Raw genomic sequence first — 26,839 nt, forward strand, 5'->3', positions numbered from 1 at the left:
GGCGGCGTCAGTCTATGACGCCGCCGAGAAACTGCAGGCTGAAGCAGCGAATGCCCTTGAAGAAGACGCTTTCCTCTCCCTGAAAGGCGTTCAGGTCGCCCTCGGTGTCCTGCTCGTAGGACCAGTTGCCTTCGGCGATGTAGTCAGGGCCGCGAAGAGGATACGCCTCGGCGAATCCCGAAAGGGCCTTTTCGAGAAATGCGTGAATGTCGTCTGGCTCAGGGATGCTCGTCAGCACGCGTCCGTGGTAGGACATGGCCCACACCGGAATGTCGTCGCGGTAGATGATCATCCGCCCGTCCAGTGAGCGGCGCCCGTAGCGATGCTCCACGAAAGTCATCCCGTTTTCCTCGTAGCGGAACTCATTTCCGCCGGAGGGGATTCTCGTACGATCGGAAAGTGTCGCCTCGCCTGCGGCCTTGCGGGCGTTCACGAGAAAATTGTTCAGTTGCATTCGGCTTCCTCCCGGAGTTTGTCGATGCGGAGCGGCGTGCCTTTTTCGGGCGCCTCGCGCAGGGTGAGCGCGTTCTTGGAGCATTTGTTGGTACACACGCCGCAGCCGAGGCAGCGGTCCTCGCGGATGAACGCCTTGCGTTCGCGAAATCCGATGGCCTTGAACTGGCAGTAGCGCGCGCACTCGCCGCAGCCGACGCAGGCTTCGTCGTCCACCATTGCAAGGTACCCTGACGAGCAGAGCATTTCAACGCCGTTTCGCTGGGCCTTCATGGCCCCGCAGCAGCAGGAGCAGCAATTGCAGATGGCGTAGAAGCGGCCGAGCATCACGTCCTTGAAAAAGGCATGGGACACGTTGCCGCGGGCGTTGCACTGTTTCAGGATGCGCACGGCCTCGTCCGCGTCGATCCTTCTGGAGCGGTCCGGATGGTGTTCCAGAATGAAATCCGCCATGGGCGAGCCGATGATCAGGCACACGTCCAGCGGCTGGCAGGGCTCGGGCGCGGTGGCGCGGCAGGGGCAGTCGAGGACCGCGATCTTGTCGTGCGCTTCCAGTATGATGTCGCGGGCGCGAGTGTACGGGATGACCTGCTCCGGCATGGTGGTGTCCACGGCCACGTCGAGCCGGACCAGTTTTTCGGCCTCATCCAGAGGGAGCGGTTTGCCGTGGTAGGTGTCCGCAAAGCTGGGCTTTTTCTGCCGAGGGTCGCCGGGGGCGCTGTCGCTGCCGGGTCTGAAGGGGCTGTGCCGGTCAATGAGAAGGACGAACGGTGCGGCCAGATATTTCCACACGGGATACTTGTCGTGAACAAGGCCGATGTAGCGATAGGGCCACCGTCCGTAGACGTAGCCGTGAATCAGGTCCAGCAGGCCGAGGCCGCTCTTGCGTCCCTCCCGCCAATAGTCGATGGTGGATTGCTTGATGAATGGAATTCTCATAGTTTATTCAAATGATTGTTTGACTGCATTTGAACGGTGCAGCCGAAGTATGTCAATACCGGAATGAGAAACCTTTGTCAGTTTTCCGGAAAACGGAGGGAGCATGGATCGAGCACAGGAGCAGCTGGAACTGGCAAGGGAGCGCAACGAGTTTGCCCGCATCCGCACGGATCTGGCCAACAAGCGGACTTTCCTCGCCTGGTGCCGGACCGGGCTCGCGGTCATGGGCGTGGGCGTGCTGCTGGAGAAACTTCGGCTTGGTTTCGGCGGTCCGGTCGAGGCGGTGGCCGGGTTGGGCGTCATGGGAGTCGTTTCCCTCCTGGCCGGCCCTGCGTGCATAGGCTTTGCCGCATGGCGCTACCGGGCGCTGAACAGGCGTGTGGGCGGCTCCGACGACGGATTGTTCTTCGTGCCGGAGATGGTTGTGTTCGCTTCTGTCCTCGCTTTCGTTTTTCTTGGGCTTTCCTAGGAGATTATAATGAGTTCCTCTTTACCTGAAGGGGGAGGACCTGTATCGAATCATGGTATGAAACCGAAGGTTGTCTTCCTCATGCAGGAGAAATGGCACCGGGCCTACGACTCCATCTACGATCATCTTGAAAAGGATTTCGACCTGCGTTGCGTGCCGGGAACGGATATGGACGCGGTGGTGGGGGCGCTCGAGTGGGGCGATGTCGTTTTTCTGGATTGTGTTCAGGACGTGGCCGCCGCGGTCTCCTGTCTGCCCCGGCGGGGGAAGCTCGTGGCGCTGCTGCGCGGGTTCGAGGTTCACACCACGCTGGCCACCGTGGTCAACTGGGACAATGTGGACGCCCTGTGCGTGACGTCCTCCTATCTCGTGGACCTGCTGCGGTTCACCGTCTCCGACATTGCATCCCGCGTGGACATACACATAGTCCCGACCGGCGTTGACATGGACGCTGTTCAGCCCCGGGAGCGCTTCGACCCCACCGGAAAGGTGGGGTTCGTCAACGACCTGTGCTACTTCGCCAATTATCCGCTGGCTCTGCAGTGCTTTGCCGCGGCCTCGTCCGATCCTGGCCTGAGCCTGCATGTGGCGGGCGAGTACGCCGGGAACGAGCGGGAGCGCATGGAGTTGGCCCTGTACTCGGACAACCTCATCGCATCCATGGGGCTTTCCAACCGGATACATGTCGAAGGCAAGGCACGCAGCCTCTTCCGCTGGCTGGAGGACAAGGAGTTTTTCCTGCACACCGCGTGCGGGGCCACCTCCGACGACCTCCTCTATCTGGCCATGGCCCGCGGGGTCAGGCCGGTTGTCCATCACTTCCCCGGAGCGACTGACCTGCTGCCGCAGGAGCTTGTGTTCGACACGGTGGAGCAGTTCAGGGCCGTGTTGGATGCTGTGCGGCCGTTCCCGTCCGAACTCCGTGAGTACGTTGCCGAGTACCGACCGCTTTCTGTGCGCCTCGCCGCCGTGGACGGGCTGATGGAGCGACTTCTTGCCGAGGCCCCCTAATCTTCGCTTGCCCATCGTCCGATGAGTCCTGTACGGTGCGCCGCTGGAGCGCGACTGCAATGAAATTTGTCGAATACATCAAGAAGGAAGGCTACCGCAGATACCGCGGAGCCGTGGCCGACTCGGTCTACGAGTACTTCAACTGCGAATGCTCGGAGCGGGCGGTCTGGTACATCAAGGACGGCAGCTACCAGTGCGTTGGCTGTCGGGAGCAGTGTGAAACCGACAGCTCGGACGGTTTCCAGCTCTTTCTTACCGATATGGACGACTCATGATCAGAACCGCCGCGCTGACCCTCGCTCTGTGTATGCTGTTCGCCGTTCCGGCCCGCGCCGGCGGTGTGGACGAGATGGATTTCTGCATCTGCCGCAGCGTCCTTTCCCGCATGCTTTGCAAGGACCCCAACGAGTTCAACCTCGTCGGCAAGATCAAGGACGGGCTCTACATCTACAGCGTCTTTTACGCCAACAAGGAGGCCAAGTTCTATTGCGGCGTGGGCAGCAAGTTCGTGAAGGTGCAGGGCGTCAGCAAGCGTCGAATCACGCGTTCCATACCCTATTCCTTCGACCCCGAGAAGAACTGCGGGCTGGTGGAGTTCAGTTCCCCGGAATGCCCCGTTTACGCCCCGGTCACCTGCTGCGCGGAAAAGGAAGCCGAACAGCGCAAAGCCGACGAGTTCTGGGACAAGCCGATCCCGCAGCTTCTGGAGGAGGACCTTCGCGAGGCGCTGGAGCAGGAAAACGCAGCCGACTCGGAGCAATGATCAGCGGAGCCTGACGAGCGCCGCGAGCCCCACCACGAAAAGCACGGCCCACATGGGCCACCACTGGCCGTTCATCTGGCAGGCCACCGCGGCGAGAAGCAGGATGAGCGCATAGACCCATGCCTCCACCATCCGGGCGAGCTCCCGGCGCTGGGTGCCGGAAAGCTGTGCAGGACGGAAGGAGTCCAGAGGCCGGGAGGCCTGACTCTCAGGCGGCGGAGTCCAGGAAGACTGGATTTTCTTGCGGCACTTTGCACAGAATCTGGCCGAATCTTCGTTGGGCGTGCCGCATTTGTTGCAGATGATCACACTTTCTGTTTGCCCTGATGCGCAAGGTTGGTCAAGCAGGGCTTTGCATTGGCGGAAAATATGACGTATTGGTAGCCATATACCACTATTAGACCGGATGTTGTAACGAATGACACAAGAGAATGCGAACGACTCGGGTAAGAACCTGAACAGCACCCAGCGGCTTGCAGCGTACAGAAAGAAGCTCCGCAATCTCAAGGAACGGTCTTCCCTGCGCGAAGTCACCGAGCGTGAATTTCTTATGGAATTCATTCGTGTCAATCATGGCAATATCAATGAATTTCCCCTCCTTGCGGCGCAGCAGAACAGCGTCATAGCCCTGATGTGCAACAGGGGGCGCCACCCCGGATACGACTACATCCAGAAGGTGAGCAACTCCTTCATGGTCGCGGTTTCCCGGCATGAAAAGGCGGAACTCAGCGGTGACAAGGACTCCCTGCCAAAGCTGTCCGCCGAGCTGCAACGCAGCGAAGCCCTGCTGGTCAAGACGGTGCAGGGCATTGTCTACGCCATGGCGCTTATCACCGACAACTTCGAGGAGATGGTGCTTCGGTACTTCGGGCAGGGGTCGCTCAAGGAGTACAGTTCGCTCATCGAAGAGTTTGAGCTCGACCACCGTTTCTGGAACGCCTTCATGGAGCAGTTCGTCTCCAGTCGCGTGCATGAGGCCTTCAAGGAGATGGTCGAGAACAAACGCTACGACCTCTCCAAGGAGAGCAAGTTCCTCGTGCTGCGTTTCATGCTCGACGAAGTCCTCGCCAAGCTCAACCCGACCAACAAGAAGATCGAGAAGACGCGCATCCAGAAGATGTACGAGCTGACCGATGCCGGGTTCAAGGAGCGCCGCAAGGCGAAGCTGGTGCAGAACTCGCTCACCAAGGGGCTTCAGGAGTTCATGCCCGAGAGTGAGACCCGTGAGAAGGACTATGTCAATACGGCGCGGATCGTGTGCATGGACCCCGTGGCGCAGGACTTCGCGGACGCCTATGTCAAGCGCGTCATGGAGTCGAAGTCAGGCAATGACAAGGGGACGCGGGAGGAGCGCAAGCAGCGCGACGAGGATTTCCGGTTTCTGTATGACCAGATCGTATCCCTTGGCGTGGGGGCGGCGCTGGCCATCGGCATTACCGCGCAGAACCTTTTTCAGGCGCTCGAGAAGTTCATTCCGGGCGAGACCAAGCGCATCGAGCCGCTCGCCAGAAACTTCAATTCGTCCGCTCTGGAGCATGTCCTGTTCTTCGTGCTCGAACATCATTTCATGTACATTCTGCGCGAGCGCGCTGAGGGCGAGGGCGGCAAGGTGACGGTCCGCAGCGCACGGGCCAAGCGTGTTGCCAGGAAGGACGTTGACGAACTGGGCGAACTCGGCCTCGGCAAACTGCGCCGCTCCAAGCTCTTCGGCAGGGATGCGACCCGGGAAGGGATGCTACTGTTCAAGCCGCGCACCGCCAAGCAACTGATGGAGGCGGTGCAGCAGCTCCAGATTTCCGGCGAACTGCTGGAGAAGATCCGCGAACTCTGGACCGGCGGCGGCCTGCGGATAGACATCATGGTGCTGGTCAACCTGCCTCAGGTGGCGCGCACCAGCACCAATCTCAAGAACCGCCTCGGCGAGATTCTCGCCCTCTACGGCGTCGGCGGCAGCGAAGAAAACGGCGCCGAGGCAACCCCGGCGCCGTCCGAATAATCGCTCGACGTTTTTCTTTTACCGCTTGAATACGATGGTTTTGTTGCCGTGTACGATGACGCGGTCTTCAAGGTGCCAGCGCACGGCCCTTGCGAGGACGTGGCGTTCGATGTCCGCGCCGTGCCGTTTCAGGTCTTCCACGGTGTGGTTGTGGTTCACGCGGATCACGTCCTGCTCGATGATCGGCCCCTGGTCCAGTTCTTCCGTGACATAATGGGCGGTTGCGCCCACGAGCTTGACGCCGCGCTCGAAGGCTCGGCGGTACGGGTCGGCGCCCACGAAGGCGGGCAGGAAAGAGTGGTGGATGTTGATGATCCGCCCCGGATAGTGGCTGACGAACTCGGGCGTGAGGATCTGCATGTAGCGCGCAAGCACCACCAGATCGGCCTGTCCCTTCATGTGGTCGAGGATGACGTCCTCGGCCGCCACCTTGGCGCGCAGGCGCTTGCCCACCGGCACGTGATGGAAGGGAACCCCGAAACTCTCCACGGACTGTCGCAGGTCTTCGTGATTGCTCACCACCATGGTTATGTCGGTCTCCAGCTCCCCGCGGCGGAAGCGCCAGAGCAGCTCCATGAGGGCGTGGTCGAGTTTGGAGACGAGGATGGCCGTCTTGCGACGCTTCCATGCCGGATGCATGTTCCACGACATGCCGAACGGGTCGGCCACTTCGGTCTGGAACTCTTCCTTGACCCGCTCGAAGAGGCTCTCGTCCTGCGAGGGCAGGCAGAACTCGTTGCGCATGAAGAACGCGCCGCCTTCCGGGTCGGTGGAGTGCTGGTCCGAGTGCACGATGTTGAAACCGCGCTGCTGGAGGAAGCCGCTCACGGCGGCCACGATGCCCGGGCGATCGGCGCAGGATATGGTCAGTCTTACGGTTGCCGTATTGTTTTCGCTCATGATTGACTCCTGAAAAATTGCGTCCGGGTCACATACCGGAAAATGTCGCGGTTCGGAAGTCCTTTTCAGGAAGGTTGCCCGGCCGGTATTGCGTGGCAGTGTTTTTTGCATTATCTCTTGGAACTCCAGAAAACCGAAGCGACCCTTACGAGGTATAGATATGTCCGAATCAGCGCTTAAAAAGGTCATGGATCACGCCAGTTTGGGGCTTGAGGTCCGGGAGCAGTTCTTCCAGACCAAGGCCGAGCAGATGGTGGACGTGGCCCGCGCAATAGCAGTCAGCCTTGCCCGCGGCGGCAAGGTCATGTTCTGCGGCAACGGCGGTAGCGCCGCCGACAGTCAGCATCTCGCCGCAGAGTTCGTCAACCGTTTCAAGATGGAGCGGCCGCCGCTTCCCGGGCTGGCCCTGACCACAGACACCTCCATTCTCACCGCCGTCGGCAACGACTATTCCTTTGATCAGGTCTTCGAGAAGCAGGTGCAGGCCCTTGCCCGTCCGGGCGACGTTCTGGTGGGCATGTCAACCTCGGGCACAAGCGCCAACGTGCTGCGCGCGCTCAGGGAGGCCAGAAGCCGCGATGTCACCACCATCGGCATGACCGGCCAGAACGGCGGGGACATGATGGCGGCGAGCGACTATCTCATTCAGGTCCCGTGCGGCGACACGCCGGTCGTTCAGGAAATTCACATCGCCGCGGGGCACGTCATCTGCCACCTCGTGGACCATTTTCTTTTCGAGTCCGTGGCCGAACTGCAACCGTTCCTTCAGGGAGGCTGATCTCCATATGAGCAATACACTCAAGACACTGGTTGTCGAGGACACCATGGTCACCCGCGAGTTCCTGCGCATGGTCATGCAGCAGTGGGGCGAATGCGTCTGCGTGGAAACCGGCGAAGAGGCGGTCACGCTTTTCGAGCAGGCCCACAAGGACGGAAAGCCGTTCGACCTCGTTGTGCTGGACATCATGCTGCCGGGCATGAACGGTCAGCAGACGCTGGAAACCCTGCGGGAAATCGAGGGCAGGGCCGAGGTGTCAGAGGAAGATCAGGTGCACGTCATCATCACCACCGCACTGGATGACGACGCCACGGCATCGCGGGCCTTCATCCACGGAAAGGCAGTGTCCTTTATCACCAAGCCCGTGCGCATGGAGCGTCTGGAGGAAGAGGTTCAGTCTCTTGGATTGACCGGGTAGAAAGGGATTAGAAGTCTTCGCGCCGCACCCGGATGTCCAGCCCCTTTTTGCGAAGGTGCTCGGCGACGCGTTCGGCGCGCTCCTCGCTGGGCAGCGAGGTGATGACCAGCTGCGCCCGGGGATGATCATCCCAGACCCAGATGTATTCGGGCAGAACCACGCCCTTTGCCTGCAGCTCGTCGAGGAGTCGCTCGCGCGCGGCCTCGCGTTGCTCGAAGTCGTCGGGATCGAAGGCGTCGCCGCACGCCAACACCCACCAACCCAGCCTGACGTCTCTGGGGTCTTCCCCAAGGCTGCGCAGGGCTTCGTGAGCTTCGTCGCGCCTGACTATGGCGGACATGCGTCCAATGGTTAGTTCTATGAGCTGCAAGGTCTTGGGCATTGGGCTTCTCCGGGGCGCCCATCTTACGCACAAGCGTTCGGAAGGCAAGCCGTTTGATGCACATCCTGCTTGCAAGTTCGCCATGACCTCGGGTAGGTAACTGCCATGTTCAAGCAAATGCTCGACCCCTCGCTTTCGTTCAGCATCCGGCTCAAGAAGGGCATCCAGCTCTTTCTGGCGGTCGGGCTGACGCTTCTGTTCCTGTGGCTGCTCTACAAAGTCCCGTACCAGATGATCCGTGAAGAGCGGATCAGGCTGCTCGGAGAGACCAAGACGACCGGAGAGGTGCTGCTCAAGGAAAAGAGCAACACCAGCACTTCCTTCGAGTCTCCGTGGCACACGATCACCTTCAAGTACGTGGACAACGACGGCTACACCCGCACGGCCAAGGTGATCCTGAAAGAAGCCTACTGGCAGCAGCTCAGGCCAGGCAGCGTGGTCACGGTGTGGTTCGCGCGGGCCAAACCCGATCTGGTCCGGGTGGAGGGGATGGTCGAGTCCGAAATGCAGACCATGCTCAGGGGTTGGCTGAAGGAGTGACGCTCCGTCTCTCCGGCAGCGCCAGCGACAGGAAGAAGGCCGTGGCCGCCACGGCGATGATCGCCGCGCCCGAGGTCAGGTCGAACCAGTAGGCCAGCGCCAGTCCGATCAGGCAGAACATGCCTCCCAGAAGGGTGGCCGTGATCATCATCCTGCCGAGGGAGCGCGCCCGGCGCTCCGCTATGAAAGGCGGAATGGTCAGCATGGCGATGACCAGAATCAGCCCCACCACGCGAATCAGCGTCACCACGCACAGCGCCACCATGCCGATGAGCAGGTAGTACAGGAAGTCCACGGGCAACCCTCTGGCCCGGGCGAAGTCCTCGTCGAAGCTCATGGTGGCGAAGCCCCGGAACCACGTGAACACCACCACCGGGACCACGGCAGCGAGCAGCCCCATGAGCCAGAGATCCGCATGCGCAACCGCCATGATGCTGCCGAAAAGGTAGCTCATGAGGTCCACGTTGTAGCCCGGCGCAATGTCCAGCAGGATCACTCCGAACGCCATCCCTGCCGCCCAGATGACGCCGATGACCGTGTCCGAGCGCTCCTTTACCTTGAGCGTTACCATGGCCATGATCATGGCCGCGAGGACCGCGAAGCAGGATGTGACGGGAAGGATCGGCAGGCCGAGGAGCACCGCAAGCCCCACGCCTCCGTATGCTGCGTGGGCCACGCCGCCCGCCAGAAACACCAGCCTGTTCACCACCACCAACGAGCCGATTACGCCGCACAACACGCTTGCGAGCAGGCCCGCCGTCAGGGCGTTGCGGAAAAATTCGAATTGCAGGGCGTCGAGGAGTTCCATGTTCAATCCTGGTCGTGTTTGAGAAGGACGCGGTGCGGGATGTCGCCGTGCGTCACCAGTTCCACGGGACAGCAGCTGTCTTCGCCACCGTAGGACAGGCTCACCATGTCGCTGGTGATTGTCGGGGCAGGGTGGAAATGCAGGGTTCTGTTCACGCAGGCGATGGATTTGACGCTGGTCGCCACGGCCGAGATGTCGTGGCTGACCATCACCACGGTCATTTCCTTGTTCAACTCGGTGAGCAGGTCGAAAAGGTGCACCCGGTTTCGGGAGTCCACGCTGGAGGTGGGTTCGTCCAACAAGAGTATTTCCGGTTCGGAGACGAGAGCCCGCGCGATGAAGGTGCGTTGCTTCTGCCCGCCCGAGAGGTCGCTGACTCGCTTGCCGGCGTGATGCTCCATGCCCACTCGTTCAAGCGCGTGCATGGCCTGCTTGACCTCGTCGCCGTTTCTGTTCAGGCCGAACATGCCGCGTCCGGGGGAGACCAGTCCCATGCGCACGGCATCAAGGGCCGTGATGGGGAAGGACGGGGATACGTGCGTGTATTGCGGAAGATACCCGATGCGACCGCCCGCCTCGCCGGGGGGCATGTCAAGAATGCGCACCGCGCCGGAGTCCGGCTCGATGAGGCCGAGCATGACCTTGAGCAGGGTGGACTTTCCCCCTCCGTTGGGCCCGAGGACCGCCAGATAATCGCCGTGCTCCACCTCGAGGCTCACATCTTCCAGAATGATGGAGCCGCCGAGGACCACGTTCACGTCTTTCAGTTCAATGTCGGGCATGGCTGCTTTCCGGGTTTCGGTAAGGTACGGTTCGGGAAAGATAGCATTTTTTCCCGATTATGCAACGCCCGTCATCAGCCGGCGGCAAATGCCAGATACCAGCAGAGCACCGGGAGCGCCAATGCAGCCGTGCCGGGCAACAGGTCGCGGCCCTCGAAGCGAATGCCGCGCCTGCGGAGCCATCCGGCAAGGATGCCCAGCGGCAGGCCGCAGGCGAAGCCGAACAGGTGCGCACCCAGATCGGTGCGCCCGTCCGCATTGCCCGAGCCGAGCATGGCCAGCAGTCCCAGCCCGGCGGCGAGAGGCACGAAGGCTTCTCGCAGCAGCCGTCCGAACCGCTCTGGGAAGGGGCGATCCGGGTCGGCGCGTTCGGCAAAGGGGCGCGCGCCGGAGAGAATCCCCGCTGCGGCGAAGACCGCCGTGGAAAACCCCACGGCATCGTGTGGAGCGCCGAGCACGTAAGCGTTGACGAGGTTGCCCGCCGTTCCACCCAGCACCACGCCCAGCCATGCCGCGCCGGTGCCGATGCGGCGGCAGCAGAGCCAGCAAAGGGTGCCGCCGATGAGCACGTTGGCGGTGACGTGCGCCCAGTCTCCGTGCAGGGTCAGCGCGGTGACCGCCCGCCACCACTGGCCGCCCAGAATCCGGGCCGCGTCCGCGCTGCCCACCCGAGCCCAGTCCCCCGCGTAGAGGTCGAAATCCGGAAATGCGCGCAGGGTGAGCGCATGGAACATCAGCAGGCAGAACATGACCGCCGCCGTGGCCTGAAGGCCGGTCTTGGGCGGCAGGTCCGGATCTACCAGCGAGCGGAACAGCCTCGGCCGGTTTTCCTCGATGTAGCTTTCGATTTCGTCTGCAGCCGTTTCCAGCAGGCCGGGGCGGACCATGATGGTCCAGCCGCCGCCTTCGTCCGGGCGCAGCCGCTTGATGCGGTGGGGTACCTCTCGCGAGAGCAGCACGAGCTCGAACCGACGCGCCTCGGCGCGGGACAGGTTTCGGCGCCCCTGCGGCAGATGCGGGGGAACTTCCTGCCACTCACCGTGCGGACCGGGTTTTGCGGACCTGGAGCCGTATTCTTCTTCCATGCGCCCGACACTACGCGCAAAACACCCGCAAGAAAAGGCCGTGAGCCTTGCGCCGGATGCGGTTTAATTCTATCACCTGACCATGCGATCATTCATCTTCATCCTTCTTTTGCTTGTCCCTGTCCCGGCCTTGGGCGCTTCCGTGGAAGTAATGGTCGGGCAGATGCTCATGACCGGATTCCGAGGCATGGCCGTTGACGAAGAAAGTCCGGTCATTCGGGATATCGAGGACCGACACCTCGGCGGCGTGGTGCTGTTCGACTACGACGTGGAGCGCGAGGTCTTCGACCGCAACATCAAAAGCCCGGCGCAGTTGCAGAGGCTCACGGAGTCGCTACAGTCACGGGCCGACATCCCGCTCTTTATTGCGGTGGATCAGGAAGGCGGCAAGGTTCAGCGGTTGAAGAGTCGCTGGGGATTTCCGGAGACTCCGTCCGCGGAGAGGCTCGGAGCGGACGGCCCCGTGGCCAGCGGCGCCGCCGGACGCATCGTTGGTCGGGTGCTTTCGCAGAACGGCATCAACATGGATTTCGCCCCGGTAGTCGATGTGAACGTGACCCCGGCCAGCCCTGCCATCGGCGCATTGGGGCGGAGTTTTTCTGCCGACCCACGCGATGTCGCCGCTCACGCCGCGGCCTTTGCAGGGGGGCTCCGCGAACACGGTGTCATCCCCTGCCTCAAGCATTTTCCCGGTCACGGCAGCGCCATGGCCGACAGCCACAAGGGCCTGACGGACGTGACCGAAACATGGTCCAAACACGAGCTGGCTCCGTACAAAACGCTTATCGATGAGGGATACGGCGGCATGATCATGACCGCCCACGTCTTCAACGCTTCCCTCGACCCGAAGCACCCGGCAACGCTGTCCGGCAGAGTCATCGGCTCCACCCTGCGTCAGCGGCTCGGCTGGGACGGCGTGGTGATAACCGATGACATGGACATGCGCGCCATCCGCGACAGCTACGGCATGCGCACCGCTCTCAAGCTCGCCATCCGCGCCGGGGCGGACATCATGCTCTACGGCAACAACCTGCGGTACGATCCGCAGATCATGAGAAAGGCTTACGACACGATTCTGGGTCTGGTACATTCCGGGGAAATATCGGAAGCTCGTATACGGCAGTCCTTTGAGCGAATCATGAGGCTGAAGGATCAAATCAAGGAGGAACCATGACCATCCCGTGGCAGGAACTGGAGCATGCGGCGCGGCACGCGGTCCGCAACGCCTATGTCCCGGCAAGCGGATTTCCCGTGGGAGCCGCGCTGCTTGACGAGAACGGAGCCGTTCACCGCGGCTGCAACGTGGAGAATGCTTCCTACGGTCTGACGAGCTGTGCCGAGCGCAACGCGGTCTTTGCGGCGGTCGCTTCGGGTGTGCGTCCCGGAAGCATTCAGGCACTGGTGTTGTACACCCCGACGGAAAACGCGGTCAGCCCGTGCGGCGCGTGCCGTCAGGTGCTTGCCGAATTCATGGCTGCGCAGGCCCCGGTCAGGGCCGTCTGCAAGGGGCCGGAGCAGATGGAGTGGACCGTGGAGCAGCTGCTGCCAGACGCTTTTGCCATGAGGGAAAGCAACTGATGCTGCCTCAGGAGATCATCCGCCGAAAGCGTGACGGGCAGTCCGTGTCCGAGGCCGATATCGCGGACTTCGTGCGCGGCATGGTGGACGGCTCGGTGAGCGAAGGGCAGGTGGCCGCGTTTGGCATGGCGGTCTTTTTCAGCGGCATGAGCATGGATGAATCCGTCGCGCTTACGCGAGCCATGACGGAATCCGGCAGGACGCTCGCGTGGGACATGAACGGCCCCGTGCTGGACAAGCACTCCACGGGCGGCGTGGGCGATCTCGTGAGCCTCGCGCTCGGCCCGCTGGTGGCGGCCTGCGGCGGGTATGTCCCCATGATATCGGGACGCGGCCTCGGGCATACCGGAGGCACGCTGGACAAGCTCGAATCCATCCCCGGCTACGACGCGACTCCGGACGAGTCGCTGTTTCGCGGGACGGTTGCCGAGGCAGGCTGTGCCATCATCGGCCAGACCCGCGACCTCGCCCCCGCGGACCGTGTGTTCTACGCCATACGGGACGTGACGGCCACAGTGGAGTCCGTTCCACTCATAACTGCTTCCATTCTTTCCAAAAAACTCGCAGCCGGGCTTGACGGTCTGGTGATGGATGTCAAGACCGGCTCGGGAGCGTTCATGCCGACGCGGGAGAAATCGCGCGAGCTCGCACGAAGGATCCGTGAGGTCGCCCGGGGCGCGGGCCTGCCGTGTGAGGCGCTGGTCACTGACATGAGCCAGCCGCTTGCCCCGTGCGCGGGCAATGCCGTGGAGGTGGCCGAGACGATCCGCTTCCTGACCGGAGATCGCGACCCGAGGCTGGAGGCGGTAGTGCTTGCGCTCGGTGTGCGGATGCTTCGGCTTGGCGGACTGGCCGACTCCGACGAGACCGCCGAGTCCATGCTGCGTCAGGCGCTGGACACCGGACGGGCGGCGGAGCGCTTCGGCCGCATGGTGGCCCGCTTGGGCGGGGCTTCCGATTTGGTGGAGAATTTCGAAAAGATCTTGCCGCAGGCTCCGGTGCGGGTGCCGGTGACAGCCCAACGTGCGGGAGTGGTTACGGAAATGGATGCCCGCGCGCTGGGTGTGGCGGTGGTGGAACTCGGAGGCGGCCGCAGGCGTCCGGAGGACAGCGTGAACCCTGCCGTGGGCCTGACGTCCATGGTTCGCATCGGTGATCGGCTGGAGGCGGGAGAGCCGCTGTGCCTTATTCATTCCACGGACAAGGACCGGGCTGAATCAGTGAAAGCGGCTGTGCGAAGCGCGGTTCGGGTCGCTGATGAAGGGTATGTCGCTCAGGGCGGGCCGGTGCTGGAGCGGGCCTGAGCGGAGCTTGCGGGAGCGGGTCAGACTTTGCTGTCGAACGTCGTGCCGCTGCCGAGAAGGGCATAGGCTCCGGGGACCTCCGCGCTGCCCGTGGCCGCTGCCTGACGGTTGTAGGCCGTGGAGGCCATCTCCTGCATGAAGTTCATGATGCCGTTGCCGGACGAGGTGCCCCCGGCGTCCGGGCGGCTTCTCCGCGCAATGGACTGGTCCAGCATGAAGCCGGTGCGATCCGGCAGTCCGGCGGCCTGATCGCCGGATTCCTCATCCTCGTCGCTGGTGTCGCGGTCGAGGGCGTTCAGGCCGGATGAGAGCTTGGTGTGAATCTCGACGCCGGTTATCTCCGACATCTCCTTCTCGATCTCGCGGATGCGCCGCTTCTGCGCTCCGGTGGGCTCGTCGCCCATCTCGAGCAGGATGCCGTCGAGCATGTCCCGCAGCTGCTCGAGCCTTCGCTCCTCTTCGGGCGTGAGGGAGCGAACGTGGAAGCCCGAGGACTGCTGCTCCGCGTCGGTTGCCTTGTCTTCCACCTCCACGCCTTCGGTGGAGAGGAAGGTTTCGGTCAGGGAAAACGCTTCCCGCTCCTGCCGTTTGTTCCGCAGAAGCTCCAGAGCATCCGCGGAACCCGCCCCGTATGAACTGCTGATCGTGGTCATCGCTTTCTCCCGGCAAAGTTTGCCTGCCGGTAAAGAAAGCAAGAGTCATGCCCACGGAAAGGGCGTCCTTCTGGTCAGGAAATATAGCCTTTTTCATGCTGTGATTCTGGATCGGCAAAGTTGGCCATGGCGGTTTTCATGGGGCGGAAGCCGTAGCGAAGATAGAAAGGCTCCTTGCCCGGCACCGCCCAGAGCACCACGTTGGGCGCGTCGCACCGCGAGAGCAGCCGCTTGAGGATGCTGCCTCCGATGCCGTGGCCCTGAAGATCGGGATGTACGCACAGGTCATAGAGTACGGCCTGGCAGATGTGGTCCGAGAGCATCCGGGCCATGCCGACAAGCTTTCCATCCTGCACGGCAAAGCAGACGAGGTCGCTGTTCTCGAAGCAGCGCCGGATCATGTCCGGCTTGCGGTCAGCAAGGGGAGCCCTGCGCATGAGTTCGGCTGCGTCGTGCCAGTCCACTCCAAGGCAGGAGTCGAGCAGCAGCAGGCTCATCGCGATTCCCACCATGTCTTCATGCGCGCGGTCTCACGCTGGTCCGACTGCCTGATGAGGGTGTGCAGCATGGTGCCGTCCTCCTGTGGGGAGGCGATGGAGCGCAGTTCGTCTCCGGCAAAGCATTCCGCGCGGAACTGCACGTCGCCGCCCACACAGACCCGGTCTCGCCGCCACGATTCCGGAACCGCCTCAAGGCAGTATTCCACCGAACGCATGCTGTTCACGTGGCCGTTGGTGTCGTGGTCGCCGTATCTGGCGCACACCGTTGTAGCGTGTTCCCCTTCGCGAATCCGCTTGACCGCCCTTGATTCGAATTCAAGGGCGCGTGGGATCTGCGGGATGTCGCGGTCCGCGATGAGCGACTCGGGGGAGACAGCCTTGCGGTCCTTGATGTCGATGACGGCCCATGCGCTGGTGCCGCGACCGATGGTATCGCCGTTCTTGAGCAGAAAGTCGCGGGTGGCAACGGTCTTCTGGTTGCCGGAGGGCCACGTCTCCACCTCCACCTCGGTGCCGAAGCCCGGCAGCGAGTCCATGTGGATGAAGGCGCGGGAGAGGACCCACGCCCGGCCGAGGCGGTGCAGGTCGCCATAGCCGAAGCCCAGTTCGGCCGCGTGCATGGAGGCGGCGTCCTGAAGCATGTTGCACAGCGCGGTCAGAAACGCTCTGTTTTCGGAGTCCACTTCATAGGAGCGAAGGCGGTAGGTGCTGGTGTGTATGAGATTCATGACTGTATATCCTTGATTCTGGTTGCATCAGCAACTTGGTCTAGAAAGGGAAAGGATGTCAATAGACGGAGGAGATTCATGGTCAGTCGTTGTCGTGAAGGAGCTTGTCGGCCATGGCTTCGCCCTGCGCGCCGCCGCCGGCCATGCGGATCAGCTCGCGGCGAATGTCCTCGCCCTTGAGCTCGTCGCAGCGGGTGAAGGTCTCGCCGTCCACCACTTCCTTGAGAATGGAGAAGTGGCGTTCGGCACGGCCGGCGAGCTGGGGCCAGTGGGTGATGAGGATCATCTGCTGCCGGTCAGCCAGTTCTGCCAGCTTGCGTCCCACGCTGCCGAGCGTCAGGCCGCCGATACCGGCGTCCACTTCGTCGAAGATCAGGGTGGGCAGGTGGTCGCCCCCGGCGTTTCGCCTGAGACTCGTGAGAGCCAGCAGCAGGCGTGAGAGCTCACCGCCCGAAGCGATCTTGTCCAGCGGCTGCGGCGGCTGGCCCGGGTTGGGCGTCCACATGAGGCGGGCCTTCAGGTCGGTGACGCCGTCGTGAAGCGGCACGTCACTGAATTCGAAGTCGATCTTGACGTGCTCGGAAAAGCCGAGGTCCGACAGTTCGCCCTCGATGCGCAGCGCGAGCTCTCTGGCGGCCTTGCGGCGGGCCTTGCCGAGCCTGTCGAGGGTGTCGGAGAGCTGCTCAACGATCTCTGCCTCGCGGCGCTCCAGAGTCTTGCGGTCCAGCGAACAGGCGTCGTGGAAGGAGAGTTTCTCTTCCACTTCGGCGGCAAGGTTCACCAGATCGGCGATGTTGCGGCCCATCTTGCGCCGCAGCTGGGAAAGTTTGAAGAGGCGCTTTTCGATGTCGTCGAGCGTCATGTCGTCGTCATCGTCGTGCACGTGTTCCGGGCCGCGGCGCAGGCGCGAGTCGATCTCGTGCAGCCTGAGCCGGAACTCCTCGACCACGTCGTGGTCCTGCTCCATGTCCGGGAACAGACGGGATATGATGCCCATCTCCCGCGAGAGCAGGGTCAGGCCGTCCAGCAGATTGCTGTCGCCGTGAATGGCGTCGAGTGCGTTGCGGAAACATTCGCCCGCCTGCTCACGCTCCTTGAGGACCGTCTTGCGTTCCTCCAGCGCTTCCTCTTCGCCGGGTTGCGGGTTCACCTCGGCGATCTCGCGCTTCTGGAATTCCAGAAAGTCGCGCTGGCCCGCGATCTCTTCGCATTTGCGATCAAGCTCCTCCATCTCCGCCAGAACGGATTTTAGCTCGGCCCAGAGGCTGTTGCGCTCATCGAGGATGCCCGGGTCGGGCAGGAAGGAGTCGAGCAGCTCGGATTGAAACGCGGGGGAAAGCAGTTTCTGCTGTCCGTGCTGGCTGGTATGGATGACCAGCTGCGGCTTGAGCTCGCGCACCGCCTCCTGCGAGCTGAGGCGGTCGTTGATGAAGATGCGGCTGCGGCCGGTCTCCGCGCTGAGTTCGCGGCGGATGACCGTCTCTCCCTGCGGAAGGATGAACAGGGCTTCCACCTCGGCCTTGTCGGCACCGGGGCGCACGAGCTTGCGGTCCATCTTTTCGCCCGTGATGAAATCCACGGCGCGCAGAATGAAGGATTTTCCCGCTCCGGTCTCACCTGTGAGGGTGTTCATACCGGGGCCGAATTCCAGTTCCGCGTCTTCGATGAGCGCGAGGTTTCGGATGCGCAGCAGTTCGAGCATGTGGTCTCGTCAGTAAGCGAGGTTTGAGCGGTCCCGAGCGAGTCTCTCGCCGGGGAGCCGGTGAAGGATTTCTTCGTAACCCGGATTCTTATACACGACGGAAGCCTTTCGTAAAACCCCTGCATAGGGCCACGGGGAAAAATCCCGGGAAGGTATGTCGGGGCAGCGGTCCGGCTCGACAAGGCAGGGGGCCACCTTGTCCAGCATCTTGCGCAACGATTTGCCCTGTCGCGATTGATGATTCCAGAGCGAACAGCAGGTGCTCTCCACAGCGGAGGCGAGGGTGAACAGCGCCTTGAGGTTGAAAAAGGAATACTTGAGCGGCCTTGAGCGATTGAGTTCGTAAGGCTGCGAGCCGTCCGGGGCGCACTGGTTCTCGATGAGTTCACGTCCCCTGCGGGCCATGTCTTCTGCGATCCCCGGCAGTCCGGCGTACAGGGAGTATACCGCGACCTGTGCCGTGTGCCAGGAGGAGCGGTTGTTGCCGCGCGCCATCTCGCGGCGTCCTTCGGGACTGTATAGCAGCCACTGCCCGAGGCGGCTGAACCAGTCCCGCAGGTTGATGTCGCAGGACCCGGGCCAGTGCGGCGAGCCACGGAGCAGCAGGGCGGCGTCGACCACGCGAACGAGGACGTTGCCGACGATGATGCCCCCGCCGGAGCCTTTGTGCCCCGGCCGGAACTGTGCGTTGTGAAGATTCGGGTTCATGGCGGTTTCGGAGTTGAGAAACCATACCTTGAGGACCTGCGCACATTTCTCGGCAAACCGTTCGTCCTGCGTGAACCAGTAGGCCAGCGCAAGCGTCTCCGCCATGAAGGCCATTCGCTGCATCCGTTCGGAATCGAAGCGAGTTTCGTCGGCTTCGGGATTCCTCTCTCCGTCGCGCCGGACGTAGGGCAGCCCGTCAGGCGAGTCGGGATTCGGCCACCAGTAGGGGGAGAGGCTCACATAGTCGTGAAGGGATATGCCCGCGGGAGCGTGCCCCTTGTCCGTCACGCTGGGGCAGTCCTCTTGCAGCAGCTCCCGCGCTTCGCGGACGAGCTTGTCGTAGGCGTCCATGAGCCGCATGTCGCCCTTTCGGATGCGGGCCCTGTTTTCGTGCAGCACCTGCGGGTCGAAGATGATCGTGTTCGAGCTAGCCGATGTCGGAATCAGGACACAGAAAAGGATGAGGCAAACGAGTGACTTATGCATTCCTGCCGACCTGCTTGGTTTTCTCCAGCACGGTGCTGCCGGGGACCTCCTTGGACAGGAAAGCGTTGGAGACGGTCCAGCCGTGCTTCCGGTAGAACTCACGGGCCGTGACGTTGATGTCGTAGACGAACAGCGTGGCCATCCTGTATCCGCGCGTTGCCACGAGCCATTCGGCGTGCTGCAGCAGCCGGGAGCCGATGCCCTGTCGCATGCACTCCGGAGCAACCCAGAGTTCCGCCAGATGCGCGTCCTGAACCTGTACCACGCCGCACGGTCTGCCGCCGACCTCGGCCACGGAAAACTCAGGCCACGCACGACGGGCGAGGCTGCCCGCAAGATCTTTGCGCTCCCAGTTCTCGATGAACTCCGGCGGCATGAACATGGCGTAGCTGGCTTCGAACGACTCCTTGAGGATTCGTTCGATGTCCGGGACGTCGCCGGATGAGGCGGGGCGGATGATGTATTCTTCCATCATTGGCGCAACCTCGGGTCGAGGATGTCGCGCAGGGACTCGCCGAGCAGGTTGTATCCCAGCACCGTGAAAAGGATGGCCAGACCGGGAAACACGGACAACCACCACGCCACGCCCAACACTTCCTTGCCCTCGGTGAGCATGTTGCCCCAGCTCGGCTCGGGCGCCTGCACGCCCAGGCCGAGAAAGGACAGGGACGATTCCACGAGGATTGCCCCGGCGACTCCCAGCGTGGCAGAGACGAGGACCGGCGAAAGCGCGTTGGGAAGGATGTGGCGGAGGATGATGCGCCCGGGACCGGCTCCTGCGGCGCGTGCGGCCCGGATGAAGTCGCGCTGCTTGAGGCCCAGCGTTTCGGCCCGCACCAGACGGGCCACGCCCATCCACGAGGTCACGCCGATGACCGCCATGATGTTGAACAGGCTCGGTTCCAGAAAGGCGATGACCGCGAGGATGAGGAAAAACGAGGGGAAGCAGAGCATAACATCAACGCCGCGCATGATGATTTCATCCACGAGTTTGCCGAAATAGCCTGAGATAAGTCCCAGCGCCACGCCGATGGCGGTCGAAATGCCCACGGCCACGAAGCCCACCCACAGGGACACGCGCCCGCCGAACAGGATGCGCGAAAGCACGTCACGTCCGAGCGCGTCGGTGCCGAGGGGGTGCGCCGCGCTGGGGGGCAGCAGCATGGCGTTCACGTTGATGGCGTTGGGATCGTACGGGGATATCCATGGGGCAAGGACCGCGCCGAGGGACATGACCGCCACCAGTGTGACGCCGATGATGAACAGGGCGTTTCTCGAAAGAAACGAAGGTCGGCGCAGCGGTCCTTTGATCATGCGTCCCTCCCGGAAACCCGGATGCGGGGGTCCGCCAGCCCGTAGCCGATGTCGGCAAGCAGGTTGCCCGCGAGCGTCAGGACCGCGCCGAGGACGAGGCTGCCCATGATGAGCGGATAGTCCCGCGCCATCACGCCTTCGTAGAAAAGCTGCCCCAGACCCGGCAGAGCGAAAATGGATTCGATGATGACCGATCCGCCGATGAGCGTGGGCACCGAAAGGCCGAGGATGGTTATGACGGGCAGCAGGGCGTTTCTCAGGGCGTGGCGGTACAGCACCGCTCGGCTTGAGAGTCCCTTGGCCCGGGCCGTCATGATGTAGTCCTGCCGCAGCACTTCGAGCATCCCGGAGCGCATGTAGCGGGAAAGCCCGGCCCAGCTGCCGAAGGTATAGATGAATATGGGCATGGCAAGATGACGCGCTAGGTCCGCGAGCTGTTCATGCCACGCCATCTGGTCGAATCCCATGCTGGTAAGGCCCGAGATGGGCAGCACCGGCCAGTATATGCCCAGCCAGAGCATCAGCAGTAGCGCGAGCCAGAATCCGGGCATGGCAAAGCCCACGAACACGAGCACCGTCGATATCCTGTCGAACCAGCCGCCGCGCCGCCACGCCGCCGCGACCCCGATGGGCACCGCGATAATCAGCGTCAGCACGAGGCTCGCCACGTTCATGCCGAACGTCAGCGGCAGCCGCTCCTTGATCTTGTCCCAGACGGGGCGATGGTCGCCCGAGAGCGACTTGCCGAAGTCCAGCCGGACGAGTCTGCCGAGCCAGGCCGCGTATTGTATGTGTATGGGCTTGTCGAGGCCGTAGAGCTCCTCGAGCCGCTGCCGCGCTTCGGTGTCGGCCTGCGGGTTGAGCGTCGTCTGAAGGTCGGTGGGGGAGCCCGGAGCCAGATGGATCACCCAGAAACTGATCACCGTGATGCCGAGGAAGACCACGGCGGTCCATCCCAGCTTGACGAGTATTCGTTTGAGTACGGCGTTCATGCGTGTCTCCGTTGCGACCATTTCTGAACCTGCCGATTTACTTACGTCATTCCCGCCCTTGTTGCAATTGCGGTTGCGTGGTCGTCATGTCCCGTAAGGTATCGCAGCGTTGCCAAACCGGTATTTGCCGTCCCCGCCGTCCGAGAATACGAAATGATTTACAGGAGGTAACGACGATGTGGATACGGTATTCAACGCAAAACGAATTTACGGCCGATGATCTGGCGGAGCTGTTCGCTTCGGTGGGCTGGGCTTCGGCAGAGCGGCCCGAAGAGCTTGTGCGCGCCATGTGCAATTCGCACCGTGTGGTGAGTGCCTGGTGCGAAGGGAAGCCCGTCGGACTGGCGAACAGCATCTCCGACGGCTGTATGGCGGCTTACGTGCCGTATGTGCTGGTCCACCGCGATTGGCAGGGGCGCGGCATCGGGCGCGAGCTGGTGACTCGCCTGTTGAATGAATACGCGGATTTTCCGCGCATCGCCCTCATTTCCTATGCCGAAGCCGTCGGATTCTATGAACGCTGTGGCCTGCACCGGGGCGACGGCAAGCTGCCGATGTTCGCGGGATCGCTTCCGTCCTGATCAGGTCAGGAAGTTGCGGACACCGGTGAAGACGATCTGCGCGGCGAGTGCGGAGAGCACCAGTCCGGTGATTTTGGTGAGCATGGCGAGCCCGGTGCGGCCGATGATCTTCTTGATGGCCGCGGCCGAGAAAAGCAGCGCCCCCACGCAGCAGCAGGCTGCCACCAGTGCCACCGCGCCGACAAGTTTTTCTGCGGGGTTTTCCAGCTCCGCACCGAGGATGAGCAGCGTCCCGATTGTCGCGGGACCCACGGTGATTGGCATGGCCAGCGGTACCACGGCGACGTCGCCGTCGTCTTCCGGTTCGGGCTGCGACCGTTTGCCGGACACGAGCGAGACCGCAGAAAGAAAGAGCAGACTTCCCGTGCCGATCCTGAAGCCGTCAAGGGTGATACCGAGTGTGGCGAAGATGGTGTTTCCGCCGAAATAGAGCACGAGGCTGATGACCATGACGGAGAGAACGACCCTGAGCGCGAGCTTTCGCTGCGCGGGCACGTCCATGTCCTCGGTCATGGACAGGAAGACGCTGAGCACGAAGAACGGCGTCAGCAGAAAGAAAAGTTTGATGGTCAGGCTGATGAACAACTCTATCATGAGGCACCTCCCGTGGCTTTTGCGCGGGGACTATGGACGAGGTCGCAGTGAAAAGCAACGGCCATTTTGCATAGCCTTTATGCTGCGGAAACCCATAATTTGCGGTTGACAGCCTATCTTGATTTGGATAAATCCATTTCTCCCAACGCAGTGGGGCTGTAGCTCAGTTGGGAGAGCGCTTGAATGGCATTCAAGAGGTCGTCAGTTCGATTCTGTCCAGCTCCACCAATTTTCCTTAATGGCTTCGGTAGATTACCGGAGCCATTTTTTGTTGCCAGACGGTCGGAAATCCGGTTTGTGGTCCAAATGTGGCCTAATCCGAATTTCCGGCTTTTGCGTAATACTGGGCCAACCTTTCTTGGGCGGGATTGTCCTGCAGCTCTTCAAGGTTCGTGTACCGCTTGGTCATGCGCAAATCCTTGTGCCCGATAAGGGCTCCGGCCATTGCAAGCTTGCCTCCGGCAAGAACGATGCTTGAACAGTAGGTGTGTCGGTTGTCGTGGAAGTGCAGATCGTCAAGTCCGCAGGCCTTGCAGACATTCTTCCATGCGCTCTTGAACTCACCCATCCGGGTTCCATCCAAGTGTCCGACAACATGGTCACCCTTCACGGTAATGCCCCGCTTTGTTCGACGCTCTTCCAAATGGACGCGTCGGGCGATCAGAGCATCTCGGGTTCTGGGCATGATGTGGTGCAAGCGCTCCCTGCGGTTCTTCGTGCGGAAGAAGCGAATCAGGCCTTTACCGTTGAAATCGATATCAGCCCATTTCAGGTCAAGGATCTCCTGACGACTGCAACCATGTTCCACGGCCAGCAGAATGGCCAAAGGAAGATAATGCTTTGCTCGGCTTTCCCCTGCCTTTGCGAGGAGCACGTCGACCTGTTCCGGTTTCAGGAACTTCTTTCGTTCGTGCTGCTCTTCGTTCAGGTAGCCAATCTCCCTTGCAGGGTCTGCTTTCAGCACGCCTTCCTTCACGGCCTGCTTGAAAACCTGTTTGACTATGAACAGGTACCGGTTCGCCGAAGCCGGGGAATTCTTGTGGGCCTCATCAGCGCGGAAGTCCAAAATGACTTTTTCGCTTAGGATGCCCAAGGGCTTGCCTCCCCAAACCGCGACCAAGCGCTTCAGGTTGCCAAGATAACCAGTAAGCGTGTTCTTCCCAAGGCTGCCTTCCTTGACGCGTCGTTTCCACTCTTCTTCGCACAGCGCAGCAATTTCCCCGAAGGTCTTGCCGCGCATACGATTACGCGCCTGCGGTGATTCCGGCATTTCCCCGCCTTCAAGAACAACTTTCAGACGGGTAATCTCCCGGTCCGCCTCACGCCATGTTCTGAACGTGCCGTGGTAACGCTTTCGCTTTGTCTCTGGGTCGACGTACTTGACGACGTAGCTGCATCCTTTCTTTCTCGGGCGTTTTTCCAGGGTGACTGTTGCCATAACTAGTCCTCCCGTGACCTTTCGCCCGCTTTCGCGATGTGATTGTCAATGAACCCACGCAGGTCCTCTTCCCGGACCAGCTTTCTGGATCGTATCTTAACGCACGGCAATTCACCATCTCTAATCATGCGTGAAATGGAGGACCGGTGCATCCGCAGAATATCTGCGGTTTCCTGAATCGTCAGAAGTCTGATTTCTCCCATGAAGTGTTCCTCTGGTGCACGTCGAAGCCTCCAACGTATAAACGTCCAGTCTGCACTTCATTTTGCGGCCAAGGCACGATTGCCCAAGACCAATCCTCCATTACAAATCATGGGATAAAAAAATGGGCAATAGTCACGGGTAGGTTTTTTTTGAAAAAGATCATTTTTCTTTCTGCCGATCTGTCCTTTTCTTTTTCCGGGATTCTTCATGCGTTGTTGCAAAGCATAAAAAGGAGCCACCCCATGGCGTTGCAGACGTGAAGAAATTTTGTTGAACGCAGCAGTGCGCAGCGAAGCAAGCTCTGCGAAGTGAAACCAAATTGATGAACGGCAAAAGGCCATGCTGGCGGGCGCGGCCAAGGACCGCGCGCGGGAGGAATGAATTTTTTAATTTTCTCCCTAACTTGTTAGGGAAAAATTAAAAAAGAAGGGACGACAAGACGTCCCTTCCTGTTACAAGAATCTTTAAAAATGCAAAAAATAAAGCCCCTTGGCGGGGCTTCTTCAATTGCCATGAAAAGGAGGTTATTTCCAGCTGCCAAGATATTGTGCGCTTATATCTCTTCGTCCAGCTCCGTGACCGAACTGCGTGCGTACTTGCACTTCCGCTTCGTTCACAAGCCGTGCGTAGTCGTCGCCCCGGCTTGCTCTGGCAGCAGCAAGGAAGTCTTCTTTGCTTGCGTGCCGACATGGTGGTTCAAAGCCACATGTTTCGCGGAATATCTCGTGAGCGCGTGCGTGTCTCGCTGCGTGAAATGACCCGTTGCTTTCCTTTCTGGAGATGCCATTTTTTCGGGCAATCTTGTAAAACTCCTGTCGGACGGATTTTTCTTTCCATCCCGGCATCATCAAGTTGCCTCGGCCTGCAGTGAAATCGTGATGACGTGCCACGATTTCACGCATTTGGGGGGTGATGGTGTGGAGATTCCTGTCCCGACCGCCTTTCGTGCCGTCTGTGATGTACAGGGCTGTGAAGGTTTCCGGGGTGTTCCCACCGACAAGCGAATGTTGACAATCGAACTTGTAGGCTTCTTCAAAACGAAGCCCTAGATGGCGGGCCAGCTCAAGAACAATCCCTACACGTTGCTCAATGTCATTGCCGCTCCGTAAAGCGGTGACTGCCTTTTCATACGGCTCTGGCAGAATCGACTTGTCAACGTTGTCGACGTAAATCCTGTTCCCGATGTCAAAACGCTTATTGTCCGTCTCGGCGACCTTCCGGTTTCCCCAAGCCCTTGCCAGCGCGCGAACGCCTGACATATAGCCCTTGATGGTGGAATCCTTCAGGCCTTCCTGCTGCCATTCCCGGACAACTTCGTGAACGTGTCGGTTCGTGAGGTTTGACCATTTCTGGGTTTTGATGCCCAGCTCTCTTGCTGTCTGAACGAAACGCTCTGCAGCGTCTACGTTATTTGCCACCGTCTTTGCACTGCCGTGCAGTGAGGCCCGATGGATGCCCGTGATTAATCCGTCTTTTGGTATGTTAATCCCCAAATAAATTAGAATGTTGAAGGAAAGATTTTCCTTCGCCCAAATCGGGCGGACCGAAGAATCGGAGATGGTCCTGAAGAAATCGATGTATGTGATTGCAAATGAATAAGGGATTCAGATGCTTCGGGACGGTGAATGTGTTGATTCCGACGTCACTGCGCCCTAAAGGACGCGCCGCAATGGCTGCTGACGTGCAAAGAGTGGAACCCTAATCACATCTATATCGAAATCGACCATGCTCACTGCCTGAAACGCAGAAGCATCTTGGGTCGCGAAGAAAGGAAAAGCTTTCCCGACAAGTCCTTACTCGGCGTTGGGAACGCACGTTCAGTAAGGACGCCTCAGCCGGAATGCAGGAATGGTGCGGTGTCTCGGATGGTTCAGCCATCCGTCAGTACAAGGTACTGACGGATGGGAAATCGGCCCACGGAAGGGGCAGTCGTGTGAAGTGGATCGGAAATTGTGTGGGCCGGAACGGCCCGTAACGCTCTGACCAAATTATGGTCTTCGATCAAGGAAGGTGCGTTGCTGAGCAACGAAAAATCAGGTGAACGCCTCCTACAGATTTCTGAATCTGGACGTCCTTATCTCGTCCCAGATACGAAATTCAAGTCTGCTGGGTATGTTTTTTGAAAATATTTCACACACGACGTGATTTGTTTGGGAGGCGTGAACAATGTTGTTATAAAGAATGCGTAACGAGTGGTTTACGATTCTAACATGCAAAACGTTTTTGATTTTTTACGTGTTCTTAAAAAAGTAATATTGCCAATGATATACCGCATTGGTTGTGAGGCGGAGATAACCTTTGTCGCGTCCGTCAGGGTGGCGATGGCGGCAAGGAGGACAATACGGATCCCCGACCACCGTAGCTCGCGCAAAGCCTCGAAGACGGTTTCGTCATCCCATTACGCGAGTTGCGGGATGGACGTGTAAAGTCCCCCCATCTTAGGGCCAGTTAAGTGTAGAGATTTCCGACCGGTTTTTTGAGGTTGCCCAGAGGGCAGGGGGTCCCCCCTGCCCTCTGGGCTGCAAATTCGATTGGCGTCATGTTGCCGAGAGATTCATGAGGCCGCTCCTCATTGTACTCCCTGACAAACTCCTCGGTGCTTTGGCGGACTTCGCTCAAGCTGTCGAAGATATACAGATCCAATACTTCCTCCCGATATGTCCTGTTGAAGCGCTCGATATATGAGTTCTGTGTCGGCTTGCCCGGCTGGATAAAGTCCAGCTCAACGCCGTG

34 protein-coding genes and 1 tRNA gene are annotated in these 26,839 nt (G+C 60.7%); 13 read left to right on the forward strand and 22 right to left on the reverse strand.

What is annotated here, in order from left to right:
- Window positions 1-7: 7 nt before the first annotated feature.
- Window positions 8-454 carry a DUF5680 domain-containing protein gene (locus BR24_RS01255; RefSeq protein ID WP_496539700.1) on the reverse strand — a complete coding sequence of 149 codons (447 nt, stop codon included), beginning with the start codon at window positions 452-454 and terminating at the stop codon, window positions 8-10.
- Entirely contained in the window at window positions 445-1,392 is a 948-nt protein-coding gene (locus BR24_RS01260; protein ID WP_496539701.1) for a 4Fe-4S binding protein, read from the reverse strand. Before BR24_RS01260 ends, BR24_RS01255 begins: the two co-directional genes overlap by 10 nt.
- Before the next feature lie 103 nt (window positions 1,393-1,495).
- Here BR24_RS01260 and BR24_RS01265 point away from each other — a divergent pair, with 103 nt between their 5' ends.
- The 4 genes from BR24_RS01265 to BR24_RS01280 are packed head-to-tail and all read left to right on the forward strand — an operon-like array spanning window position 1,496 to window position 3,635.
- On the forward strand, window positions 1,496-1,861 hold the full coding sequence (locus BR24_RS01265) for a YidH family protein (protein WP_496539702.1): 366 nt from the start codon (window positions 1,496-1,498) through the stop codon (window positions 1,859-1,861).
- A 57-nt stretch (window positions 1,862-1,918) separates the two neighbouring features.
- On the forward strand, window positions 1,919-2,872 hold the full coding sequence (locus BR24_RS01270) for a glycosyltransferase family protein (RefSeq protein WP_496539703.1): 954 nt from the start codon (window positions 1,919-1,921) through the stop codon (window positions 2,870-2,872).
- 59 nt (window positions 2,873-2,931) lie between these two features.
- Window positions 2,932-3,147: a DNA-binding protein gene (locus BR24_RS01275; RefSeq protein WP_496539704.1), complete on the forward strand. Its 216-nt coding sequence runs from the start codon at window positions 2,932-2,934 to the stop codon at window positions 3,145-3,147.
- Window positions 3,144-3,635 (forward strand): hypothetical protein, encoded by a 492-nt coding sequence (locus tag BR24_RS01280; RefSeq protein ID WP_496539705.1) that lies wholly within the window; start codon window positions 3,144-3,146, stop codon window positions 3,633-3,635. Before BR24_RS01275 ends, BR24_RS01280 begins: the two co-directional genes overlap by 4 nt.
- Here the strand turns inward: BR24_RS01280 and BR24_RS01285 are convergent, their stop codons facing one another.
- Entirely contained in the window at window positions 3,636-3,944 is a 309-nt protein-coding gene (locus BR24_RS01285; protein WP_496539706.1) for a zinc-ribbon domain-containing protein, read from the reverse strand. It abuts the gene before it with no gap.
- 109 nt (window positions 3,945-4,053) lie between these two features.
- Here BR24_RS01285 and BR24_RS01290 point away from each other — a divergent pair, with 109 nt between their 5' ends.
- A complete protein-coding gene (locus BR24_RS01290; RefSeq protein ID WP_496539707.1) occupies window positions 4,054-5,631 on the forward strand; it encodes a hypothetical protein in 1,578 nt (525 codons plus the stop codon).
- Between the two features lie 18 nt (window positions 5,632-5,649).
- Here BR24_RS01290 and purU read toward each other — a convergent pair whose 3' ends face one another.
- Window positions 5,650-6,531 carry a formyltetrahydrofolate deformylase gene (gene purU, locus BR24_RS01295; protein ID WP_496539708.1) on the reverse strand — a complete coding sequence of 294 codons (882 nt, stop codon included), beginning with the start codon at window positions 6,529-6,531 and terminating at the stop codon, window positions 5,650-5,652.
- 160 nt (window positions 6,532-6,691) lie between these two features.
- Between purU and BR24_RS01300 the strand changes: the two genes are divergently transcribed.
- On the forward strand, window positions 6,692-7,309 hold the full coding sequence (locus BR24_RS01300; protein WP_496539709.1) for a D-sedoheptulose 7-phosphate isomerase: 618 nt from the start codon (window positions 6,692-6,694) through the stop codon (window positions 7,307-7,309).
- Window positions 7,310-7,316: 7 nt separating this feature from the next.
- Window positions 7,317-7,727 carry a response regulator gene (locus BR24_RS01305; protein WP_496539710.1) on the forward strand — a complete coding sequence of 137 codons (411 nt, stop codon included), beginning with the start codon at window positions 7,317-7,319 and terminating at the stop codon, window positions 7,725-7,727.
- 7 nt (window positions 7,728-7,734) lie between these two features.
- On the opposite strand, the gene BR24_RS01310 is transcribed toward BR24_RS01305, so the two are convergent.
- Entirely contained in the window at window positions 7,735-8,109 is a 375-nt protein-coding gene (locus BR24_RS01310; RefSeq protein ID WP_496539711.1) for a hypothetical protein, read from the reverse strand.
- 105 nt (window positions 8,110-8,214) lie between these two features.
- Here BR24_RS01310 and BR24_RS01315 point away from each other — a divergent pair, with 105 nt between their 5' ends.
- Window positions 8,215-8,649 (forward strand): hypothetical protein, encoded by a 435-nt coding sequence (locus BR24_RS01315; RefSeq protein WP_496539712.1) that lies wholly within the window; start codon window positions 8,215-8,217, stop codon window positions 8,647-8,649.
- Here the strand turns inward: BR24_RS01315 and BR24_RS01320 are convergent.
- From BR24_RS01320 to BR24_RS01330, 3 genes are all read right to left on the reverse strand, one after another.
- Window positions 8,627-9,457 (reverse strand): metal ABC transporter permease, encoded by an 831-nt coding sequence (locus tag BR24_RS01320; RefSeq protein WP_496539713.1) that lies wholly within the window; start codon window positions 9,455-9,457, stop codon window positions 8,627-8,629. The genes BR24_RS01315 and BR24_RS01320 overlap by 23 nt on opposite strands.
- Window positions 9,458-9,459: 2 nt before the next feature.
- Window positions 9,460-10,239 carry a metal ABC transporter ATP-binding protein gene (locus BR24_RS01325; RefSeq protein ID WP_496539714.1) on the reverse strand — a complete coding sequence of 260 codons (780 nt, stop codon included), beginning with the start codon at window positions 10,237-10,239 and terminating at the stop codon, window positions 9,460-9,462.
- Window positions 10,240-10,313: 74 nt separating this feature from the next.
- Window positions 10,314-11,324, reverse strand: a complete 1,011-nt coding sequence (locus BR24_RS01330; protein ID WP_496539715.1) for a rhomboid family intramembrane serine protease — start codon at window positions 11,322-11,324, stop codon at window positions 10,314-10,316.
- 82 nt (window positions 11,325-11,406) lie between these two features.
- Here BR24_RS01330 and BR24_RS01335 point away from each other — a divergent pair, with 82 nt between their 5' ends.
- The 3 genes from BR24_RS01335 to deoA are packed head-to-tail and all read left to right on the forward strand — an operon-like array spanning window position 11,407 to window position 14,206.
- Window positions 11,407-12,498, forward strand: coding sequence for a glycoside hydrolase family 3 protein (locus tag BR24_RS01335; RefSeq protein WP_496539716.1), 1,092 nt, complete (start codon window positions 11,407-11,409; stop codon window positions 12,496-12,498).
- Window positions 12,495-12,902 carry a cytidine deaminase gene (locus tag BR24_RS01340; RefSeq protein WP_496539717.1) on the forward strand — a complete coding sequence of 136 codons (408 nt, stop codon included), beginning with the start codon at window positions 12,495-12,497 and terminating at the stop codon, window positions 12,900-12,902. The genes BR24_RS01335 and BR24_RS01340 overlap by 4 nt, the downstream gene beginning before the upstream one ends.
- Window positions 12,902-14,206 carry a thymidine phosphorylase gene (gene deoA, locus BR24_RS01345; RefSeq protein ID WP_496539718.1) on the forward strand — a complete coding sequence of 435 codons (1,305 nt, stop codon included), beginning with the start codon at window positions 12,902-12,904 and terminating at the stop codon, window positions 14,204-14,206. The genes BR24_RS01340 and deoA overlap by 1 nt, the downstream gene beginning before the upstream one ends.
- Before the next feature lie 20 nt (window positions 14,207-14,226).
- Here deoA and BR24_RS01350 read toward each other — a convergent pair whose 3' ends face one another.
- The 8 genes from BR24_RS01350 to BR24_RS01385 all read right to left on the reverse strand — a co-directional run bounded on the left by BR24_RS01350 (window position 14,227) and on the right by BR24_RS01385 (window position 21,289).
- On the reverse strand, window positions 14,227-14,859 hold the full coding sequence (locus BR24_RS01350) for a hypothetical protein (protein ID WP_496539719.1): 633 nt from the start codon (window positions 14,857-14,859) through the stop codon (window positions 14,227-14,229).
- 74 nt (window positions 14,860-14,933) lie between these two features.
- Window positions 14,934-15,356 (reverse strand): GNAT family N-acetyltransferase, encoded by a 423-nt coding sequence (locus tag BR24_RS01355; RefSeq protein ID WP_496539720.1) that lies wholly within the window; start codon window positions 15,354-15,356, stop codon window positions 14,934-14,936.
- Entirely contained in the window at window positions 15,353-16,087 is a 735-nt protein-coding gene (locus tag BR24_RS01360; RefSeq protein WP_496539721.1) for an acyl-[acyl-carrier-protein] thioesterase, read from the reverse strand. Before BR24_RS01360 ends, BR24_RS01355 begins: the two co-directional genes overlap by 4 nt.
- Before the next feature lie 82 nt (window positions 16,088-16,169).
- A complete protein-coding gene (locus tag BR24_RS01365) occupies window positions 16,170-17,789 on the reverse strand; it encodes a DNA repair protein RecN (protein WP_496539722.1) in 1,620 nt (539 codons plus the stop codon).
- A gap of 9 nt (window positions 17,790-17,798) precedes the next feature.
- The gene (locus tag BR24_RS01370; protein ID WP_496539723.1) at window positions 17,799-18,983 is read right to left on the reverse strand and encodes an alginate lyase family protein; all 1,185 of its coding nucleotides are present in this window, start codon (window positions 18,981-18,983) and stop codon (window positions 17,799-17,801) included.
- Window positions 18,976-19,455 carry a GNAT family N-acetyltransferase gene (locus BR24_RS01375; RefSeq protein WP_496539724.1) on the reverse strand — a complete coding sequence of 160 codons (480 nt, stop codon included), beginning with the start codon at window positions 19,453-19,455 and terminating at the stop codon, window positions 18,976-18,978. The genes BR24_RS01370 and BR24_RS01375 overlap by 8 nt, the downstream gene beginning before the upstream one ends.
- Window positions 19,455-20,297, reverse strand: coding sequence for an ABC transporter permease (locus tag BR24_RS01380; protein ID WP_496539725.1), 843 nt, complete (start codon window positions 20,295-20,297; stop codon window positions 19,455-19,457). Before BR24_RS01380 ends, BR24_RS01375 begins: the two co-directional genes overlap by 1 nt.
- Window positions 20,294-21,289 carry an ABC transporter permease gene (locus tag BR24_RS01385; protein ID WP_496539726.1) on the reverse strand — a complete coding sequence of 332 codons (996 nt, stop codon included), beginning with the start codon at window positions 21,287-21,289 and terminating at the stop codon, window positions 20,294-20,296. The genes BR24_RS01380 and BR24_RS01385 overlap by 4 nt, the downstream gene beginning before the upstream one ends.
- A gap of 176 nt (window positions 21,290-21,465) precedes the next feature.
- On the opposite strand from BR24_RS01385, the gene BR24_RS01390 reads away from it, so the two are divergent.
- Entirely contained in the window at window positions 21,466-21,870 is a 405-nt protein-coding gene (locus tag BR24_RS01390; protein WP_496539727.1) for a GNAT family N-acetyltransferase, read from the forward strand.
- On the opposite strand, the gene BR24_RS01395 is transcribed toward BR24_RS01390, so the two are convergent.
- A complete protein-coding gene (locus BR24_RS01395; protein WP_496539728.1) occupies window positions 21,871-22,464 on the reverse strand; it encodes a MarC family protein in 594 nt (197 codons plus the stop codon).
- Between the two features lie 152 nt (window positions 22,465-22,616).
- On the opposite strand from BR24_RS01395, the gene BR24_RS01400 reads away from it, so the two are divergent.
- Window positions 22,617-22,692 (forward strand) — tRNA-Ala (locus BR24_RS01400).
- 85 nt (window positions 22,693-22,777) lie between these two features.
- Here the strand turns inward: BR24_RS01400 and BR24_RS01405 are convergent.
- The 5 genes from BR24_RS01405 to BR24_RS01425 form a co-directional block, all read right to left on the reverse strand.
- A complete protein-coding gene (locus BR24_RS01405) occupies window positions 22,778-23,902 on the reverse strand; it encodes a tyrosine-type recombinase/integrase (RefSeq protein WP_496539729.1) in 1,125 nt (374 codons plus the stop codon).
- A 2-nt stretch (window positions 23,903-23,904) separates the two neighbouring features.
- Complete coding sequence (locus BR24_RS01410; protein WP_496539730.1) at window positions 23,905-24,105, reverse strand: helix-turn-helix domain-containing protein; 201 nt, start codon at window positions 24,103-24,105, stop codon at window positions 23,905-23,907.
- Between the two features lie 57 nt (window positions 24,106-24,162).
- Window positions 24,163-24,465 carry a hypothetical protein gene (locus tag BR24_RS01415; RefSeq protein ID WP_496539731.1) on the reverse strand — a complete coding sequence of 101 codons (303 nt, stop codon included), beginning with the start codon at window positions 24,463-24,465 and terminating at the stop codon, window positions 24,163-24,165.
- Window positions 24,466-24,630: 165 nt separating this feature from the next.
- A complete protein-coding gene (locus tag BR24_RS01420; protein ID WP_496539732.1) occupies window positions 24,631-25,599 on the reverse strand; it encodes a phage integrase N-terminal domain-containing protein in 969 nt (322 codons plus the stop codon).
- Window positions 25,600-26,554: 955 nt separating this feature from the next.
- The coding region (locus BR24_RS01425; protein WP_496539733.1) for an integrase core domain-containing protein at window positions 26,555-26,839 on the reverse strand (285 nt) is incomplete at its 5' end.

The organism is Pseudodesulfovibrio halophilus DSM 5663 (genome assembly GCF_059568665.1).